32 protein-coding genes are annotated in these 15,065 nt (G+C 36.3%); 31 read left to right on the plus strand and 1 reads right to left on the minus strand.

Features of this window, described 5'->3' with window-relative positions:
- Positions 1-21: 21 nt before the first annotated feature.
- On the minus strand, positions 22-378 hold the full coding sequence (locus AC2CGN_RS02305) for a helix-turn-helix domain-containing protein (RefSeq protein ID WP_484511868.1): 357 nt from the start codon (positions 376-378) through the stop codon (positions 22-24).
- A gap of 156 nt (positions 379-534) precedes the next feature.
- Between AC2CGN_RS02305 and AC2CGN_RS02310 the strand changes: the two genes are divergently transcribed.
- From AC2CGN_RS02310 to AC2CGN_RS02460, 31 genes are all read left to right on the plus strand, one after another.
- On the plus strand, positions 535-783 hold the full coding sequence (locus AC2CGN_RS02310) for a helix-turn-helix transcriptional regulator (protein ID WP_484511870.1): 249 nt from the start codon (positions 535-537) through the stop codon (positions 781-783).
- 20 nt (positions 784-803) lie between these two features.
- Positions 804-1,505, plus strand: a complete 702-nt coding sequence (locus AC2CGN_RS02315; RefSeq protein ID WP_484511872.1) for an ORF6N domain-containing protein — start codon at positions 804-806, stop codon at positions 1,503-1,505.
- A 15-nt stretch (positions 1,506-1,520) separates the two neighbouring features.
- Complete coding sequence (locus tag AC2CGN_RS02320) at positions 1,521-1,835, plus strand: hypothetical protein (protein WP_484511874.1); 315 nt, start codon at positions 1,521-1,523, stop codon at positions 1,833-1,835.
- 213 nt (positions 1,836-2,048) lie between these two features.
- Complete coding sequence (locus AC2CGN_RS02325; protein WP_429989715.1) at positions 2,049-2,327, plus strand: helix-turn-helix domain-containing protein; 279 nt, start codon at positions 2,049-2,051, stop codon at positions 2,325-2,327.
- A complete protein-coding gene (locus AC2CGN_RS02330; RefSeq protein ID WP_429989716.1) occupies positions 2,318-2,584 on the plus strand; it encodes a hypothetical protein in 267 nt (88 codons plus the stop codon). Before AC2CGN_RS02325 ends, AC2CGN_RS02330 begins: the two co-directional genes overlap by 10 nt.
- Before the next feature lie 208 nt (positions 2,585-2,792).
- A complete protein-coding gene (locus AC2CGN_RS02335) occupies positions 2,793-2,927 on the plus strand; it encodes a hypothetical protein (RefSeq protein WP_484511877.1) in 135 nt (44 codons plus the stop codon).
- A 5-nt stretch (positions 2,928-2,932) separates the two neighbouring features.
- Positions 2,933-3,217 (plus strand): hypothetical protein, encoded by a 285-nt coding sequence (locus AC2CGN_RS02340; protein ID WP_484511879.1) that lies wholly within the window; start codon positions 2,933-2,935, stop codon positions 3,215-3,217.
- A complete protein-coding gene (locus AC2CGN_RS02345; RefSeq protein ID WP_484511881.1) occupies positions 3,214-3,498 on the plus strand; it encodes a hypothetical protein in 285 nt (94 codons plus the stop codon). The genes AC2CGN_RS02340 and AC2CGN_RS02345 overlap by 4 nt, the downstream gene beginning before the upstream one ends.
- Positions 3,499-3,587: 89 nt before the next feature.
- Entirely contained in the window at positions 3,588-4,154 is a 567-nt protein-coding gene (locus tag AC2CGN_RS02350) for a host-nuclease inhibitor Gam family protein (RefSeq protein WP_484511883.1), read from the plus strand.
- On the plus strand, positions 4,155-4,814 hold the full coding sequence (locus AC2CGN_RS02355; RefSeq protein ID WP_484511885.1) for an ERF family protein: 660 nt from the start codon (positions 4,155-4,157) through the stop codon (positions 4,812-4,814). It abuts the gene before it with no gap.
- Between the two features lie 217 nt (positions 4,815-5,031).
- A complete protein-coding gene (locus tag AC2CGN_RS02360) occupies positions 5,032-5,508 on the plus strand; it encodes a hypothetical protein (RefSeq protein ID WP_484511887.1) in 477 nt (158 codons plus the stop codon).
- A gap of 55 nt (positions 5,509-5,563) precedes the next feature.
- Positions 5,564-5,746 (plus strand): hypothetical protein, encoded by a 183-nt coding sequence (locus AC2CGN_RS02365; protein ID WP_484511889.1) that lies wholly within the window; start codon positions 5,564-5,566, stop codon positions 5,744-5,746.
- 71 nt (positions 5,747-5,817) lie between these two features.
- Complete coding sequence (locus AC2CGN_RS02370) at positions 5,818-6,228, plus strand: hypothetical protein (protein ID WP_484511891.1); 411 nt, start codon at positions 5,818-5,820, stop codon at positions 6,226-6,228.
- 11 nt (positions 6,229-6,239) lie between these two features.
- A complete protein-coding gene (locus AC2CGN_RS02375; protein WP_484511893.1) occupies positions 6,240-6,467 on the plus strand; it encodes a hypothetical protein in 228 nt (75 codons plus the stop codon).
- A gap of 15 nt (positions 6,468-6,482) precedes the next feature.
- Positions 6,483-7,322, plus strand: coding sequence for a DnaD domain protein (locus tag AC2CGN_RS02380; protein ID WP_484511895.1), 840 nt, complete (start codon positions 6,483-6,485; stop codon positions 7,320-7,322).
- A complete protein-coding gene (locus tag AC2CGN_RS02385) occupies positions 7,282-8,091 on the plus strand; it encodes an ATP-binding protein (RefSeq protein WP_484513134.1) in 810 nt (269 codons plus the stop codon). The genes AC2CGN_RS02380 and AC2CGN_RS02385 overlap by 41 nt, the downstream gene beginning before the upstream one ends.
- A gap of 34 nt (positions 8,092-8,125) precedes the next feature.
- Entirely contained in the window at positions 8,126-8,320 is a 195-nt protein-coding gene (locus AC2CGN_RS02390) for an IDEAL domain-containing protein (protein WP_484511897.1), read from the plus strand.
- 197 nt (positions 8,321-8,517) lie between these two features.
- Positions 8,518-9,015 carry a hypothetical protein gene (locus AC2CGN_RS02395; protein ID WP_484511898.1) on the plus strand — a complete coding sequence of 166 codons (498 nt, stop codon included), beginning with the start codon at positions 8,518-8,520 and terminating at the stop codon, positions 9,013-9,015.
- Positions 9,008-9,196 (plus strand): hypothetical protein, encoded by a 189-nt coding sequence (locus AC2CGN_RS02400; RefSeq protein WP_484511900.1) that lies wholly within the window; start codon positions 9,008-9,010, stop codon positions 9,194-9,196. Before AC2CGN_RS02395 ends, AC2CGN_RS02400 begins: the two co-directional genes overlap by 8 nt.
- Positions 9,193-9,459 carry a hypothetical protein gene (locus AC2CGN_RS02405; RefSeq protein WP_484511902.1) on the plus strand — a complete coding sequence of 89 codons (267 nt, stop codon included), beginning with the start codon at positions 9,193-9,195 and terminating at the stop codon, positions 9,457-9,459. The genes AC2CGN_RS02400 and AC2CGN_RS02405 overlap by 4 nt, the downstream gene beginning before the upstream one ends.
- The gene (gene ssb / locus AC2CGN_RS02410) at positions 9,456-9,962 is read left to right on the plus strand and encodes a single-stranded DNA-binding protein (RefSeq protein WP_484511904.1); all 507 of its coding nucleotides are present in this window, start codon (positions 9,456-9,458) and stop codon (positions 9,960-9,962) included. Before AC2CGN_RS02405 ends, ssb begins: the two co-directional genes overlap by 4 nt.
- A 12-nt stretch (positions 9,963-9,974) precedes the next feature.
- Positions 9,975-10,178 carry a hypothetical protein gene (locus AC2CGN_RS02415; RefSeq protein ID WP_484511906.1) on the plus strand — a complete coding sequence of 68 codons (204 nt, stop codon included), beginning with the start codon at positions 9,975-9,977 and terminating at the stop codon, positions 10,176-10,178.
- Positions 10,156-10,335, plus strand: coding sequence for a helix-turn-helix transcriptional regulator (locus AC2CGN_RS02420; protein WP_484511908.1), 180 nt, complete (start codon positions 10,156-10,158; stop codon positions 10,333-10,335). The genes AC2CGN_RS02415 and AC2CGN_RS02420 overlap by 23 nt, the downstream gene beginning before the upstream one ends.
- 73 nt (positions 10,336-10,408) lie before the next feature.
- Entirely contained in the window at positions 10,409-10,819 is a 411-nt protein-coding gene (locus AC2CGN_RS02425) for a RusA family crossover junction endodeoxyribonuclease (RefSeq protein WP_484511910.1), read from the plus strand.
- Positions 10,804-11,064, plus strand: a complete 261-nt coding sequence (locus AC2CGN_RS02430) for a hypothetical protein (RefSeq protein WP_484511912.1) — start codon at positions 10,804-10,806, stop codon at positions 11,062-11,064. The genes AC2CGN_RS02425 and AC2CGN_RS02430 overlap by 16 nt, the downstream gene beginning before the upstream one ends.
- Positions 11,065-11,132: 68 nt before the next feature.
- Positions 11,133-11,636, plus strand: coding sequence for a hypothetical protein (locus tag AC2CGN_RS02435; RefSeq protein WP_484511914.1), 504 nt, complete (start codon positions 11,133-11,135; stop codon positions 11,634-11,636).
- A gap of 115 nt (positions 11,637-11,751) precedes the next feature.
- Positions 11,752-12,654, plus strand: a complete 903-nt coding sequence (locus AC2CGN_RS02440) for a phosphoadenosine phosphosulfate reductase domain-containing protein (RefSeq protein ID WP_484511916.1) — start codon at positions 11,752-11,754, stop codon at positions 12,652-12,654.
- 34 nt (positions 12,655-12,688) lie between these two features.
- Complete coding sequence (locus AC2CGN_RS02445; RefSeq protein ID WP_484511918.1) at positions 12,689-12,919, plus strand: hypothetical protein; 231 nt, start codon at positions 12,689-12,691, stop codon at positions 12,917-12,919.
- A gap of 51 nt (positions 12,920-12,970) precedes the next feature.
- Positions 12,971-13,498 (plus strand): hypothetical protein, encoded by a 528-nt coding sequence (locus tag AC2CGN_RS02450; protein WP_484511919.1) that lies wholly within the window; start codon positions 12,971-12,973, stop codon positions 13,496-13,498.
- 58 nt (positions 13,499-13,556) lie between these two features.
- Entirely contained in the window at positions 13,557-13,793 is a 237-nt protein-coding gene (locus AC2CGN_RS02455; protein ID WP_484511921.1) for a hypothetical protein, read from the plus strand.
- A gap of 355 nt (positions 13,794-14,148) precedes the next feature.
- The gene (locus tag AC2CGN_RS02460) at positions 14,149-14,601 is read left to right on the plus strand and encodes a LuxR C-terminal-related transcriptional regulator (RefSeq protein ID WP_484511923.1); all 453 of its coding nucleotides are present in this window, start codon (positions 14,149-14,151) and stop codon (positions 14,599-14,601) included.
- Positions 14,602-15,065 lie beyond the last annotated feature (464 nt).

The following is a 15,065-nucleotide window of genomic DNA, read 5'->3' on the forward strand; positions in this document are numbered from 1 at the left end:
GAAGGGCTAAAAACAAAATTATTATTTTTTCTCATGTTTTATAATTTCCCAAATGTCACGCAAACGACGAACAGATTCTTCATCAGATTTAGGAAGTTCTTTATAAAAGACCTGTAATTCTGGACTGTTAGCGAAAGCTCGAAAAGCAGACTCATCTATATCAAAAGGTTGTTTTTCATTTGTTTCGCACATTATATATGCAACACTAACATCGTACTTTTCTGCTAACTTTTGAATACTACTAATCGAAATTTCATTGCGGCCTTGCTCATAGTAACCGTATGCACTTTCAGAAATATTTAAGAATTTAGCAACATCTGCTTGTGTTAATTTAGCTTCTTTTCTTAACTCTTTAAGCCTTTGCGGTACATTAGACATAATTACACCTCTTTTAAATATGTATCTTCATTATACAACTATTTGTTGGGTAAGTAGATAAATAAAAATAAAAAACAACAAAATATCTAGTTTTCTATTGACAAACAACTTTTTGTTGGGTAATATGAAGACAACAAAAAGTTGGGAGGTGCGATTTTGGAAACAACAAAGCGTCGGTTTACTCTTATTAACGCCAGAAAACAAAATAATTGGTTACAAAAAGATGTAGTAGAAAAATTGTTAAATGATTATGGTATATCAATAACTGAAAGCTATTATGGAATGATTGAACAAGGTGTAAGAACGCCATCTTTAGATGTTGCATTAGCTATATCAGCATTATTTGATATGGAGCCATCAAAAATTTTTTTGAATAACAACACAACATTTTGTTGTGTTGGATGAAATTTTAAGGAGGAATAAATGTGAATCAATTACAAATCATCGTACATGACAACCGTCGAGTTTTAACAACAAACCAATTAGCAGAAAATTATGAAGCTGATGTAAAAGTAATTTCGAACAATTTCACTCGTAACAAGGATCGTTACAAAGAAGGTAAACATTTTATTTATCTAACTGGCGAAATTTTGAAACAATTCAAAGCCATTCATCAAATTGATGAAAGCCTAAAATTCGTATCTTCACTATATCTTTGGACTGAAAAAGGAGCCTGGCTACATGCAAAATCTCTAAATACTGATAAAGCTTGGGACGCATATGAAATGCTTGTAGATGAATACTACACCATCAAAGAAAATGTTGTTCCTTTATCCAAAGAACAAGCACTCGTAACTGTTTTACGAACTACAGCAGATTTAGTTGAAGATACACAAGCTATCAAAATAGAACAACATGAAATCCGGAAAGAACTTTCCATTATCAACGAAAAAGTTGAAGAACAAATTACTTTAACTTCAGGTGAACAACGCGCAGTACAAAAGGAAGTTGCTATAAAAGTTTACGAGATCGAAAGTGATACAACTATTCGACCAAAATTGTTTAGGGAATTACATCGTGAAATTAAAGACCGTTTTGCAGTTGCTAGTTATAAGGATGTTCGTATACAAGAATTGCAGACAGTCATCAATTATATTCGTTCCTGGGTTCCGCGAAAAGTATCTTAATTTTGGAGGGATACTATGATTAAAACACAACAAAATGATAATTTTTTAATTCAAAAAATTTTTGAAAATGCTGGTTTTCCAAAAGAGAAAATAGAAGAGATTTTCGATAAGTATATACGTGAAATAACTCGACCAAAGGTACTGTTTATTGATTTGGAACAGTTAAAAGAAATTCTTCCATTTGAACGGGATTTCTTAGAAAAAAACATTTTAAATGATCCACGAGTTAAACAACATCAACGTCAACGAGGACCGCATAGTAAAAGGATTTGGTTATACGAGCCAACAATCCAAGTAATAGAAAAAATCATTGTGAATGAATGGAATTAAAAATAACACAATTACCCCGGACAGGTACATGTGTGATAAAACGATAAATTTTGAAGTTAGGAGAGGCCAGGGCAAATGGCCTCAAGTCAAACTACCAATCTAGTAAAAGAGGTAGGGGCAACTACCTCTTGTCTCAATATTACCAAGTTATACAATTACTTACTATGCAGGGTGTGCATTATGCAAAAACTGCATAATCGGAAGGTGAAATAAATGAATATAGACGTGGGCGAAATCATTAAAGAGTGCAGGAAGAAAAAGCGCTGGTCGCAGGAGGAACTAGCGTTAAACAATAACTTGTCGCAATCGACTGTAAGTCGTCTTGAGAAAAATAAAATCACTTGCGATGTTAATACACTGTTACAAATAGCGCAAAGTACAAACGCAATGGATGTAATGGTTGCGATGATGTTAAACATTGACATGAGTCTAGTATCTCAATTACTTCAATTAGTACCAGCATTTATAGGAGGGTTCTTTATATGGATATAGTAGAAAAATTAAAACTGAAAATAGCCATGTTAGAGGCTTGCAATGAGGATTTGTTAGTAGCAATAGGAGTGCATAACAAGCGTGGGGAATACGATCTTTCAGCAGAATGCATGAGAAAAATTAAGAAAACAACATACGAAATCGAAAGATTAAAAGCTCATTTACTTGATCAACAAAATTTCCTTTGGGTGATTAAAGATTTACAAGATAGAGGGTTACTTAGTGAGGTGATTAAAAAATATGCGTATCAAAGTTAGAGCATGGAAGCATATGACGCTTAAACAAAGGCTGATTTTATTGTATTTCTATAGCAATAAAAAAGCTGCTTAATCGGATGCATCGATTAAACAGCGACTATCATATACAAATCCATTATAGCACATCATGTTATCAAATAAAAGCTGCCTAACAGTTACCTGTTAAACAGCACATGGATATTGTAAATATAAAACATTAAAAAGGAAAATGTCAACAAATATAGACGCTTGCGAGAACAATCTCGCTCTCGTCAAGCAGTTTGCAAATGGTTGGTTAGCCGTATCCTCATTGGAATTTGCAGGCTGCTTGATGGGATGCCATCAAAATAATCGAAAGGATTGATATGTATGAAATTAGCTAATGCAGTATCTAAGATTGCTGAATTACCACTGGTTTTAGAGCAACATGGTATTCCGCATAAAAATGTTTTGAGTGTTCAATACAACTACGGGGCACTAGATAACGCTGATATTCTTGTGAATTTGCACCAAAAAGAAACTATTCAAAAACTAGGTATCTGTGATGAAGAAAAAACGATAGGTCATGATGGTGCACAGTGGACTCATTTCAGAATTGTTAAAAATGGAATTTCATTTGTCTGTTGGGAACGTGAGGGTGAGGCGATAGCGTGAATGTACTTGCAGAGGTAGAAAATCCAATGGTACTTGGTCGCATTGAGTATCCAACGCCTCGTTATGAGCCTGTTGTAACCTTCGAGATGCACGATGATTTTGGTAGTTTCATAGCATGCGGTGATGTGTACTTCGAAATTGGTGATGCGTTCATCCATATCGAAAATATCAGTGATTACTTGGCTGCTGGATACAGGGATGATTCAACGTACGACATGAGTGATCTTGAGGTCATTGCTTATGTGGAGGAGCATTATGGATTTGCTCATACAAAAAAATAAACCACTTGGCAGAGTGGCTTAAACAAAATTTATATTTGCGCTCATTATAACGCATGGGCGCAATAAATACAAATCGAAGGAGGTATCTTATGAATTTGTTGCAGGAAACTGAACTACAGGAACTCTATGAAATGCAACCACATGAAAAACAGATGTACATCATTAAAGACATCAATGGATTGAATTGGGTATTACGAAAAATCAATGCAGCCAACGCTAAATTAAAAGAAATTAAATCATTAGCTGATGCTGAGCGAGAGCGTATTAACGCTTGGGAAAAAGAAGCAAGTGCTGGATTGATTAGTGATGTTAACTATTTTGAACATAAAATTTTTGAATATCATTCCCATGTTCTAGTTGCTGATCCTGAACAAAAAAGCATTACGACTCCCCATGGACGAGTACGGTCTTTCACTCATGAAGCTCAACCAGAAAGATTGGATGATAAAGCTATACTCCATTATGTTGTATCGAATCAATTACCTTATGCTGAAGTGGACACTATTCGAAAATTACAGTGGGGAGAACTCAAAAAAACATTGAGTGTAGTTCAACGAGGTGATGAGCAAATCGTAGTGGATGCAAATGGACAAGCTGTACCAGGGGTAACAGTGAAACCTAGAAATACAACATTTAAAGTGGAGGTGGATGACTAAATGAAAAAGTCAGAATCTATTGCGGCATTAGCTAAAGCTTTGTCTCAGTTTCAAGCAAAGGTTAAACAGCCTCTTAAAGATAGGGACAACCCTTTCTTTAAATCTAAATATGTACCTCTAGAAAACGTTGTAGAGGCTATTACAGAGACTTCAGGAGAGTTTGGATTGTCATTCATTCAATTCCCTTTAAACGATGTAAATGGACGTGTAGGCGTAATGACACTACTGATGCACGAATCAGGAGAATGGATTGAATCAGAACCGATTTTCGCTACGCCAGCTAAACAGGATGCACAGGGTGCTGGTTCAGTCATTACTTATTTGAAACGCTATTCGCTATCAGCGATATTTGGAATCACAAGTGATGAGGACGATGATGGCAATAGTGCTCAACTACCTAACCAAAATACACAATCTAAACAGCAAGGGGCGCAAAATAATAACCTGATAACAGAACCACAGTTGAAAGCTTTAAATTCATCTATCAATACAGCAGCAAAGCGTACAAATACTGAGGTTTCTCAAGTAACTGACTATGCAAAACAGTCATTGAACATTCCAGCAAATGTTGAAAATAAATCACTGACACGTACTCAAGCAAGTCAAATGATTGATTTTATTAATCAATTACAACCAAAAGTTCAATCACAGGTTGGATAGATGAATAACGCACCCCACAAAGTCCTTCTGCCTGCTTGGATATTTGAGCGGGCGAAGGATAACAATGGTCTCAGACGCTTGGTGCTGGATTACATGACCAGGTATCCAAACTATCGAATTATCAAAGTGAGTGGTAGTTTTGCGGTTTGTGAGAAGTTAGATGGGTTTTTATGAAAGGAAATGCGTAACAAATAAATATTTCATGGAGGAATAAACAATGGGATTAGATATTACTGCTTACAAAAATTTAAAGGTTGTCGAAAAACCCAAATTTGATGAATACGGAGAATTTGAAAATTGGGATACAGAATGGAAACCAGGTGCAAGTATGGAATGGTCTGAAAAGCATTTCCCTGGACGAGGAGAAGGAATCAACTCAAATACTGTATATACATGGGAAGAGGATTTCACATTCCGTGCAGGTAGTTATAGTGGATACAACATGTGGAGATCAAAACTTGCTAAATTTGCATGTGGTTCGGATTTTAATGAATTGATAAATTTTGCTGATAACGAAGGGGTAATTGGGTTTGTTATTTCAAGAAAATTAGCAGATGATTTCAAAAAAAATGAAGCTAAAGCTAAAGAATTTGCAGAAACGTTCAAGGATGGAGATTGGTGGTTTAATAAATATCAATCTTGGAAAAAAGCTTTTGAAATGGCTTCGGAAAATGGGGCTGTCGATTTTCATTAATGCACATTCTGAAAGTCGTGTTTAAAGGAAAATAACTTGATGAGGTGAAGTAAAAATGAAGAATCGTGATTACAAAGTTACATGGAACGCTAGAGGAATGGACTTTAATTATAACGGCACTGAAAATGTATGGGCATCGAATGAAGAAGAAGCTAAAGAACGTGCTATACGTGAAGTGAATCATAGAATGTGCATGTCTCGACAACTGATAAATATTGAAACAGTCGATGCAGTTTAAAAAGCCTTACTGAAGATTGTGAATAAGTCTGTGATTAAAAATTTGAATATTGAAAATATGGAGGCCGAACCATGAAAGTATTTCAACAAAACATCTTTGGTGGAGAGGATGAAGTTATTTCAACCATTCCTGTCATTGTGTTAAAACACCGCAACAAAGAAGGTCGTTATTTAGCAGCAGATATTGAAGTAGCAGATTTCAGTGATCCTGATGGAGACGTAACATTGGATGATATCCAAGATGCTTTCATCATCGTTCGTAATGATCGTCAAAAGCCAGGTCCAGAAGATGTCGAAGAAGTGCGTTTGTTATCAGAGACACATAAGCGAGGTATGTTTAAAAAATATGGTAATCAAGCATTTATCAGTTTTGACGTAACGGAATGGCTTAAAACTTACGAACCAGTGAACATTGACATGCTGGTAGATAAATTCAACCTATCATGTGAAGCGAATGGTTGGGAGCCAGTGAAAACTTACTAGGAGGATGGATCATGAATAAAACAATTAAATTAAAACTTGAACTAATTCGAAAAGAAATCATCAAAGAAATTATTGCTCAAAAAAATAATCAACAACTAGATACAAACACAGCTTTTAAATTTATTCAACAAATCAATAATGCGACTTATAAAGAACTGCAATCTTTAGCTGTAGAAGCTGTAATTCATGATAAAAATGTTAGTTATTTATTTATTGATGGCACACCACTGCCATTCTAGGAGAGGTGAGGGCAAATGGGCATCATCCGAGTAGCTAAGAATAGCAACTATGTAGTGATGAATCGAACGGCATTGAACGATAACCGGCTATCTTGGAAAGCTAAAGGCATAATGGCGTACATGCTTTCAATGCCAGATGATTGGGTGTTTTATATGGACGAGTTAATTACTCATTCAACAGATGGCAAAGATTCTTTCAAGAGTGGATTTAAAGAGCTTAAAGATAATGGTTATGTTGAGCGTAAGGCGATCAAAGATGAAAAAACCAAGAGAATTGTGTCTTGGGAGACGATAGTTCACGAAGTACCTTTTCCACAAACGGAAAAGCCACTAGTGGAAATTCCACCAGTGGAAAACCCATTGATGGAAAAACCACCAGTGGGAAATCCGCCACTACTAAGTACTGATAATAACCAAGTATTGAATAAACCAAATACTGATAATAACCAAGTACTGAAAGAGAGAGAAGAGAGTCAGTCGGTCAATCTGTTTCTAGAGATTAAAAATTGCTTTGATACAACAATCCGAATCAGTAACTTTACGGATCATCGAAAGATGGACAAACTTCTTGATTTATATCCAGACCATTTACTCGTTATCGAAGCGATTAAACTTACTGCTGATTTAGGAAAATCAAGTATCGAATATGTAGAAGGTATTTTACGTAACTGGTCTATCGAAAAAGGCATCAATACTTATGCCGACTGGTTAGTAAAGGAGGCTAAGCCTAATGGAATCACTAAAGGACAAAATGCAAAAGGATCGGTTTCAGCAAATTCTAAAGTTCATGCAGGAACAAGCATCGATGCCTTCTATGAACAGCTCGAACGAGACAAACAAGCCTGGGGAGGATAAATGCCCTAAATGTAATGGAACAGAGTTCGTTTTCTCTCATTACGAAGAAAAAGGGAACCAAAAATATGAGATTCATAAACCTTGTGATTGCCGAGAGGTTAATAGTTGGAAACGTAGATTTAAAAATGCATTGATTCCAGAGGAATTTGTACATGCCAAATTTGATAATTATGTTCGAGAAACGGATATGCAACAGCGAATGTTCTCGATGGTTAAGGACTACTTAGAATCATTTCCTGTTGATCGTGAGGCACTAAAAAAGCAAGGGGCTCAAAACATTGGTTTTATAGCAACTATTGGGGAACAGCGTATACGCTCTTTACCACCTAATGAACGATTAGAGCTAAAGAATCGACATAATAACTTCGGTATAGGTAAGACGCATTTACAGATTGCTTTATCCAAACAATTGATTAAAAAAGGCTTTAATGTGCTAGTTGTATCAGATGTTTCATTCATGGATGAAATGATGGCTGCTAAAAGAATGGATGACAATAGCGAAACGTATTACGGGCTATTGAACAATGTGTTATCAGCAGATGTACTCGTTTGGGATGATGTCGGAAAAGCAAAGTGGACGGAAGCCCGCGAAGGTTTGTATTACCACATTATTGACGAACGTTATAAACGTAAATTACCCATCATTTTTAATAGCAATGAAGATAGAGCTACTATAGCCGAGCGTATTGGATATGCAGGGGCTAGTAGATTACTAGATAAAAATGGTGAGGTTTTAGAAACGGAAGGTATTGATTGGCGGTTGAAATAATGAGGGGCAACAGCCCCTTGATGGAGGGTGAAGGATGGACTTTTGGAAGCTTGTAAGTAATGTAGCAGAGGCGGCGAAGGAACTTCACAGAGAACAACGCGAAAAAGAAACGAATGAACTTATGAATGAAATAAATGATTTCCATAAGATGAATGCCATTGACAAGGCTTTAGCTACTGGCGATCGTGAGGCTTTTAACAAACTGGTGGGGAGTGATGTAAATGGCTGAAAAATTTAACTGGTATGCACCGAGTAGCGAGTTGTTGAAATGTCCTGTACCTGGTTGCAATCACATAGGCAGCATCATCACAAAAATTCATTGTAGGTTAGAACACGGCTTGACAAGGGATGAAGTTGGCAAAATGTATGGGATGCCTAAGCGTGTGTTGACGTATTCGGAAAATCAAGTGAAAAGGGGCATTGGGAATGAATCAAGAACAGTTGAATGCTATTAAAGAACGAGTGGCAAAGGCAACTCCTGGGCCTTGGGAAAGTGAAGGAACATTCGAAGGACATAATGACATATTTAATCCTGACGAAGCTTACGTCATTTGCCAAACAGGTAACGAAAATTACGATTGTTTGAATGATGGTGATACAGAATTTATTAAACATGCGATTACAGATGTTCCAGCACTTGTTACGGAGGTTGAGAGGTTAAACAATCAAATCCACGTTTATCAAGTAACTGACGAGTTTGTTCGAGAACAATCTAAAAAAGTAAAACATTTATTCCCTTTGGAAAACGTTGCTGGGTATGGTCAATTGTGTGATTTGGTAGTAGAACAAGAAAAAAAGATGATACTGTTGCGTGAAGTAGTAAAAGAATTTATAGATTATTGGTCTACTACAAATGATGCTAGACCTTTGGCGGAAATTGTAACGGATGCACATCAGGCACTAGGTGGTGAAGCTCATGAATGAACAATATTTTATAGATCAAATGGTCCTGCATGTAGGGCTCTACAAGAAATACCAGTACAACGAAAATGCGATGGGGTTTTATCAGAATCTCGAGGACCTGCGAAAGCTTAAAGGGTTCGATACACAGGATGAGGCTATGGATTATGCGATTGAAAAACTAGAAGGGGCGAAGGCTGCATGAAACGACGTCAGAGAAAAAAGAACAATATTAAAAAAGCTCAAGCTTATAAAAATGTGTTGATTGAAAAAGGTTTTACTAAATCCAAGGGGTATTGTGTAGTGCCATTCAGAGCATTAAATGGAGTGGATTATGGAGTATATATTTCGAATCCAAAGGCGATGAAAACATTCATTTTCCAAAGTTTGATAGAGAATTTGAATTACAGTCTTAGAGCTTTTGATACCACATTCAACAAGGAATACTTCAAGGAGGCAACAGCATGATAAACCGTGTTTGTCTTACTGGTCGACTTACAAAGGACGTTGACCTTTCTTTTACTCCACAAGGAGTTGCCAAGGCTCAATTTACATTAGCAGTTAACAGAGCATTCGCTAATCAAAGTGGTGAAAGAGAAGCAGATTTTATCAATATCCAAGTTTGGCGTAAGGCTGCTGAGAATGCGGCTAACTATCTCAAGAAAGGGTCACTGGTTGGAATTGATGGAAAGCTACAGTCTGGTTCGTACGAGAGAAATGGGCAAAAAATCTATTTTACGAACGTTGTAGCAGACAGTGTACAGTTTCTTGACTCTAAAAACAGCACAGGAGGCTCGCAAGGCACATCAAACTACGAATCTAGTACAAATTATCATGGAGCAAATACAGGGGCTCCACAAGGGCAATACGGCGGTAATAACAACCAGCCAAGTTATACAAGGGTAGATGAAGATCCATTTGCTAATAGTAAGGGACCGATTGAGGTTAGCAGTGATGACCTTCCGTTCTAAGGAGTGATTAATATGTCAAATACACAAAAACGCAAAATATTGTATGGCAGAACACTTAGAGAATTACAAAAGCAAATTAAATTTCAAGAAAAGACAGCTTATGTACCAATCAGCGCGGTTAAGTTTTATGAATATGAAAAGTATCCATATCAGATTTTAGTAGAGAAAAAATGGTTAGCGAAGGGGCGTAAAAATGAAGGAGTACGCACTATATAAAGGTGAACAGATGGTAGCCATCGGAACAATAAATGAAATCGCTACAGAACGTGGTGTTAAGCCTGAAACTATTAGATTTTACATGTCAGGTGTTTATCAAAGACGTTCGAAAAGTGAAGTAAATAATAGATTACAACTCATTAAACTTGAGGATTAAATACACGCTGCTGGTAGAACGGCATCAGGTTGTTTTATCAGCAGACTTCTAAGAGTGCTAACAGGAGGTAAAAATGAACGTACTCACATTTGAAATACCAGGGGATGTACAGGCACAACAAAGACCACGAGTGACACGAAATGGAACATTCGATCCAAAGGAATCCAAAGACTATAAGTCATTCGTGAGATTGGTAGCCTCGCAAATAGCTCCTGATGAATTAATTACTGAGGAAATAAAACTAAGTATCGTTGTTTATAGAAAGATACCTAAATCATTCAGCAAGAAAAAGCATCAGCAAGCTGTAGATGGTGTTTTAAGACCAACAACTAAGCCTGACATTGACAATTTAGTAAAGGGCATTAAAGACGGTCTTAGTAAGGTTTTATGGTATGACGATAGCCAAGTAACAGAGCTAGTTGCTCGTAAGTTGTATTCAGATAATCCAAGGGCAGAGGTGACAATTGAATGGCTAGAGGGATAAAAACAGAACAAAGATATATCTTATTCACCGGGGAACCACACGAAAATATGCAGTTTGATTTTACATTAAAGCAGATTGAAACATTTATCAGCTTATGGAATGCAGATATTCCCATCAATCGAATAGCTAAAAAGTTTCGTATTAGTAATGCTAATGCAGCTTTAATTGTGATGGATTTAGAGATGGCTGGACGCATTGAGCCAAGGGCTGGTGGACTAATGGGGAAACGGAAAATTGTTAGTTGAAAAACTGATTTAATGAACATTTGAAAGCTATTGTTCAAAAAAACAATAAAAAATCGGAGGTAACAAGTATGAAAACAATTGATAAACAAGCGATCTTAGACATTTTAAACAATTTAGAGGTGATCGAACAAAATGGTGGAGAAGATGCTTATATTCTAGTTGAAAATAATGCAATTAATCATGAAAAGTTAAATGCAGTAGGTGTTCCAAGTGAAGCCATTAATAAATATGGTGATAAAGAAACATTCTGTATTTTGGCATTAGCATTCAGCGAGGGCTATGCAAATGAATTAGAGTATAGCAAGTTAGTTCTTAGACCTGATAAGTTTGCTGTATATGATACAACTTTTAACGAATTCAGCTTACATGATACTTATAAAAGTGCTTTGGCTGATTATGAGGCAGCTAAGGAGTCAATTATGGAAGAGAGCTTATCTGGAGATGAACAGGTATATATTTTAGAGGTTAAAAAAGTAGCTTGCATTGTTGAAGATAAGGATAGAGAAGATGATCCAGCAGAAAAGGGTTTTGATGGATGGTGCAAGTGGGAAGAAACTGATTTCGATAAATAAAGATTACTGCACAATATGAGGACCAGGTAATGTTCGTGTATGGATCCTGAAAATTTTATTTAGATTCATACCATTGTTCGTAAATGAAATAAAATGTGCAGTTAGGAGTGATGACTTGAAACAAGTAAATGTAATATCAATCAGTGGTGGCAAAGACAGTACAGCAATGTGGCTCTTGGCACTAGAACGAGACACACCAAACTTAAAAGTGGTATTTAGCGATGTTGGACACGAACATCCTGAAACCTATAAATATATTGATTATCTTGAAAAAGAATTAGGACCTATTACAAGAATTAAACCTGATTTTAGCCAGCAGATCATACGAAAACGTGAAGTAGTCGATACGAAATGGCGTAAAGATGGTGTATCTGAAACCATGATCCAACAGGCTTTAGAGGTACTGCATCCTACAGGAAACCCATTTTTAGATTTATGTATGTGGAAAGGTCGTTTTCCTTCAACGATGGCGCGATTTTGCACGGTTGAACTAAAAGTAAGACCGATGTTTGACCAAGTATATGTACCGATTTTTGAGGAAGGGAATCATGTTGTAAGTTGGCAAGGCATAAGAGCTAATGAAAGTTTGAGCCGATCTAAAATGGTCGAAACAGAAGAAACACCAGAAGGGTACACAATCTATCGGCCAATACTCAATTGGGATGTCTATGACGTTTTTAAGCAGCACGACAAACATGGAATAAAGCCGAATCCATTGTACAAACAAGGTATGGGTCGTGTCGGGTGTATGCCATGTATCAATAGCAAAAAAGAAGAATTGTATGAGATTGCTAGACGATTCCCTGAAGAAATCGAGAGGGTAGCACGCTGGGAAGAAATTGTTTCAAAAGCATCTAAGCGTGGATCAGCAACGTTCTTTACTAGTGATGACAGAGGTCATGGAATCCACGATGTTGTTGAATGGTCAAAAACAACTTATGGGGGGGTACAATATGACCTTTTGAAACTGATGGAGGAAGTACCAGTATGCTCAAGTCAGTATGGGTTGTGTGAGTAATCGAAAGATATTGTACTGAAAGGGTGAAAAAATGATGGCTAATATTGATGAAATGAAAATTACACATACGGTAATAAAGGATACGGATGTAGAAAAATATTTAGACAAACGTGATCAAGCAGTCTTTGAGGATTGTGTTGGTCGAATCCAGATCGGTAGGGCGTTAGAAGGGCGAGGGAACTCTAAATACATTGTAATTAATACAGATGAACCGTATGTGAATGAAGTAATCGAGATATTAAAACGTAACAGTCATTGGGGATAATTTAAATCCATACTTTTGATAAATTTTGTTCAATAAAAGGAGAGAAGGGAAATGAATCAAGTCGAAGTAAGAGAGCAGTATTTAAACTTCAATATTAAGCTCACAGAGCAACTGTTCAACATTAAGTTTGAAGGCGTTTCATTAGCGGACAAGGAAGCATTCGTTGAGAAATATAAAGAACAACGAGATGCTGCTACCGACAGAATTTTATCTGAAATGTATGACGTGAAAGTAATGATTAATCGGGCTTTAGAAATCTTCCCAAAATCATTTATCAATAGTAGTGACGAAATCATTTTAGAGCCTAGAAACAATGTTTATTTTCGCTTGGAAGATTGTTATACAGCTTTAGATTTCAAGTGCAAGATGTTCGCTTGGGTATCAAGGCCGATTGCAAAAAGTTTGAATAAATATTGGTGGCCGAGGGTTCTGAAAAGCTTTAACGAATTTATGGGAACAAAATTCACTAAAGATGAAATGTACTTAATTTATGATCGTCTTGGCAACGATGTGAACCGTGAATTAACTGTTAAATTTATTGATTCTGGATTTGATTTAGGGTTATTACAACGTAATTAATTTCAGTTTTCTAGAAACGCAATCGAAAGAAAATGAACAGCAAAGTGAGTTGAAAATAATGAAGTATTCACATTGGGAATTTCTTCTTGTCATCTATCAACATCAAAAAACACCGTTTAAAATGTCATCCATTCAAGCACACAAAACTTTATTAAGAACGTGTATAAAACAAGGATGGGTACAGGAATTAGATGATAATACATTACTTGTTACATCCAAGGGTATTGATTCAGCTAAAGATATTGCACCACTTTATGAAATAGACACAAGCCCACAAATAGGACAGACATTTTAATGAACATTTTGAGCATTAAACGAAAAAAGTTTGGTGGGGATATACCTACCAAACTTAGGAATTAGTTAGATCGAGATCTTTTTAAAAATAATAAAGCAAGGACAATTATAGCAAGACCTATCCAAATAAATTTATATGGTAAGACAATTAAATTCCAAAAAATATAAACAATGTGAACTACAAGATCAAGAAAAAACGACATAATTAACCTGCTTTCTTTTTAACCAAATTATAACATATTAGTAGATTCAAAAAAGAAAAGCCGCAGCGTCTTCACACGCTACAGCTCGAATTGGTTTATGCCCTTTGACGGTGCTTACAACATCATTATACCACACCGTAGGAGGGCAAACCTATGAAACAAGGGCAAACTACAGAAGTAAAAAAGTATATGGTAGATCAATGGTTGAAAGATTATCACTGGATGGTTGAACAAATCAGATTAGGTAAAATGCAGAATGAGCTTGCAAAAGATATTGAGTACGATGGCGCTAAAGTAGCTGCGTATGGAATTGAAGCAACTTTACCGAAAGCTAGTGGAGGAACTAGTGATCCAGTGAGCTATGAAGCAACAAGACGTTCACAATTTTATGTAAAAAGAGTTTTGCGTTACGAATGGAAAGTTAGAGAAATCCAAAAAAGGGCAAGCAACGTTACAGGAGAACGTGAAATATTCGTGCTCAATTGTATCTTAGATGGATTTTCATTGCGTAAAATAGGGCAAACAATGGGACTATCAGAAGCAACAATTAGACGACTAAAAGAAAATATTTTAGAAATGATGTCAGAAGTTAAATGTCGCATATGACGCAAAAAACGCATATGACGAATTGTTGAATTGGTATATTTTTCACATGTAAAATTAAGGGGAGGTCGGACAGGTAAATCTTTCTTCCTTTGGTATTTATAAATTACTAAATATCAGGGACGGACAGACCGACGACCGACCCGCGCTTGACAGACTAGTTCGGAGCGAGACAAACACGGCCGGCCCATATTTTTTAAGAGATTAGGTATCTTAATTAATATAAAAGGCTAAAAATCAGGAAAAAGGAGTGGTTTTTATGTGAACTTCGTCCACTTTCCATAATTCAGTCAAAAAACTAACTAGCAACAAAGTGCACGGAAATGCACTATAAAACTAAAACACTTTTCTGCTTTACACATAAACACGTCTCAGCTCAACGTGTGTGAGAAATGAGCTAACTCGACAATTAAATATTTTACCGCAGTAGATGAGCCTTATCCCTAGCACGGTAAGGCTTTTTTGTA

The organism is Lysinibacillus sp. DFXJR4, from assembly GCF_057196045.1.

Excerpts from the sequence above, each read along its gene's own strand:
- AC2CGN_RS02305 (WP_484511868.1), bottom strand. The coding sequence starts at position 378 with ATGTCTAATGTACCGCAAAGGCTTAAAGAGTTAAGAAAAGAAGCTAAA.
- AC2CGN_RS02320 (WP_484511874.1), top strand. The coding sequence starts at position 1,521 with ATGATTAAAACACAACAAAATGATAATTTTTTAATTCAAAAAATTTTT.
- AC2CGN_RS02325 (WP_429989715.1), top strand. The coding sequence starts at position 2,049 with ATGAATATAGACGTGGGCGAAATCATTAAAGAGTGCAGGAAGAAAAAG.
- AC2CGN_RS02330 (WP_429989716.1), top strand. The coding sequence starts at position 2,318 with ATGGATATAGTAGAAAAATTAAAACTGAAAATAGCCATGTTAGAGGCT.
- AC2CGN_RS02335 (WP_484511877.1), top strand. The coding sequence starts at position 2,793 with ATGTCAACAAATATAGACGCTTGCGAGAACAATCTCGCTCTCGTCAAG.
- AC2CGN_RS02340 (WP_484511879.1), top strand. The coding sequence starts at position 2,933 with ATGAAATTAGCTAATGCAGTATCTAAGATTGCTGAATTACCACTGGTT.
- AC2CGN_RS02350 (WP_484511883.1), top strand. The coding sequence starts at position 3,588 with ATGAATTTGTTGCAGGAAACTGAACTACAGGAACTCTATGAAATGCAA.
- AC2CGN_RS02355 (WP_484511885.1), top strand. The coding sequence starts at position 4,155 with ATGAAAAAGTCAGAATCTATTGCGGCATTAGCTAAAGCTTTGTCTCAG.
- AC2CGN_RS02360 (WP_484511887.1), top strand. The coding sequence starts at position 5,032 with ATGGGATTAGATATTACTGCTTACAAAAATTTAAAGGTTGTCGAAAAA.
- AC2CGN_RS02365 (WP_484511889.1), top strand. The coding sequence starts at position 5,564 with ATGAAGAATCGTGATTACAAAGTTACATGGAACGCTAGAGGAATGGAC.
- AC2CGN_RS02370 (WP_484511891.1), top strand. The coding sequence starts at position 5,818 with ATGAAAGTATTTCAACAAAACATCTTTGGTGGAGAGGATGAAGTTATT.
- AC2CGN_RS02375 (WP_484511893.1), top strand. The coding sequence starts at position 6,240 with ATGAATAAAACAATTAAATTAAAACTTGAACTAATTCGAAAAGAAATC.
- AC2CGN_RS02380 (WP_484511895.1), top strand. The coding sequence starts at position 6,483 with ATGGGCATCATCCGAGTAGCTAAGAATAGCAACTATGTAGTGATGAAT.
- AC2CGN_RS02385 (WP_484513134.1), top strand. The coding sequence starts at position 7,282 with ATGAACAGCTCGAACGAGACAAACAAGCCTGGGGAGGATAAATGCCCT.
- AC2CGN_RS02390 (WP_484511897.1), top strand. The coding sequence starts at position 8,126 with ATGGACTTTTGGAAGCTTGTAAGTAATGTAGCAGAGGCGGCGAAGGAA.
- AC2CGN_RS02395 (WP_484511898.1), top strand. The coding sequence starts at position 8,518 with ATGAATCAAGAACAGTTGAATGCTATTAAAGAACGAGTGGCAAAGGCA.
- AC2CGN_RS02400 (WP_484511900.1), top strand. The coding sequence starts at position 9,008 with ATGAATGAACAATATTTTATAGATCAAATGGTCCTGCATGTAGGGCTC.
- AC2CGN_RS02405 (WP_484511902.1), top strand. The coding sequence starts at position 9,193 with ATGAAACGACGTCAGAGAAAAAAGAACAATATTAAAAAAGCTCAAGCT.
- ssb (WP_484511904.1), top strand. The coding sequence starts at position 9,456 with ATGATAAACCGTGTTTGTCTTACTGGTCGACTTACAAAGGACGTTGAC.
- AC2CGN_RS02415 (WP_484511906.1), top strand. The coding sequence starts at position 9,975 with ATGTCAAATACACAAAAACGCAAAATATTGTATGGCAGAACACTTAGA.
- AC2CGN_RS02420 (WP_484511908.1), top strand. The coding sequence starts at position 10,156 with ATGAAGGAGTACGCACTATATAAAGGTGAACAGATGGTAGCCATCGGA.
- AC2CGN_RS02425 (WP_484511910.1), top strand. The coding sequence starts at position 10,409 with ATGAACGTACTCACATTTGAAATACCAGGGGATGTACAGGCACAACAA.
- AC2CGN_RS02430 (WP_484511912.1), top strand. The coding sequence starts at position 10,804 with ATGGCTAGAGGGATAAAAACAGAACAAAGATATATCTTATTCACCGGG.
- AC2CGN_RS02435 (WP_484511914.1), top strand. The coding sequence starts at position 11,133 with ATGAAAACAATTGATAAACAAGCGATCTTAGACATTTTAAACAATTTA.
- AC2CGN_RS02445 (WP_484511918.1), top strand. The coding sequence starts at position 12,689 with ATGGCTAATATTGATGAAATGAAAATTACACATACGGTAATAAAGGAT.
- AC2CGN_RS02450 (WP_484511919.1), top strand. The coding sequence starts at position 12,971 with ATGAATCAAGTCGAAGTAAGAGAGCAGTATTTAAACTTCAATATTAAG.
- AC2CGN_RS02455 (WP_484511921.1), top strand. The coding sequence starts at position 13,557 with ATGAAGTATTCACATTGGGAATTTCTTCTTGTCATCTATCAACATCAA.
- AC2CGN_RS02460 (WP_484511923.1), top strand. The coding sequence starts at position 14,149 with ATGAAACAAGGGCAAACTACAGAAGTAAAAAAGTATATGGTAGATCAA.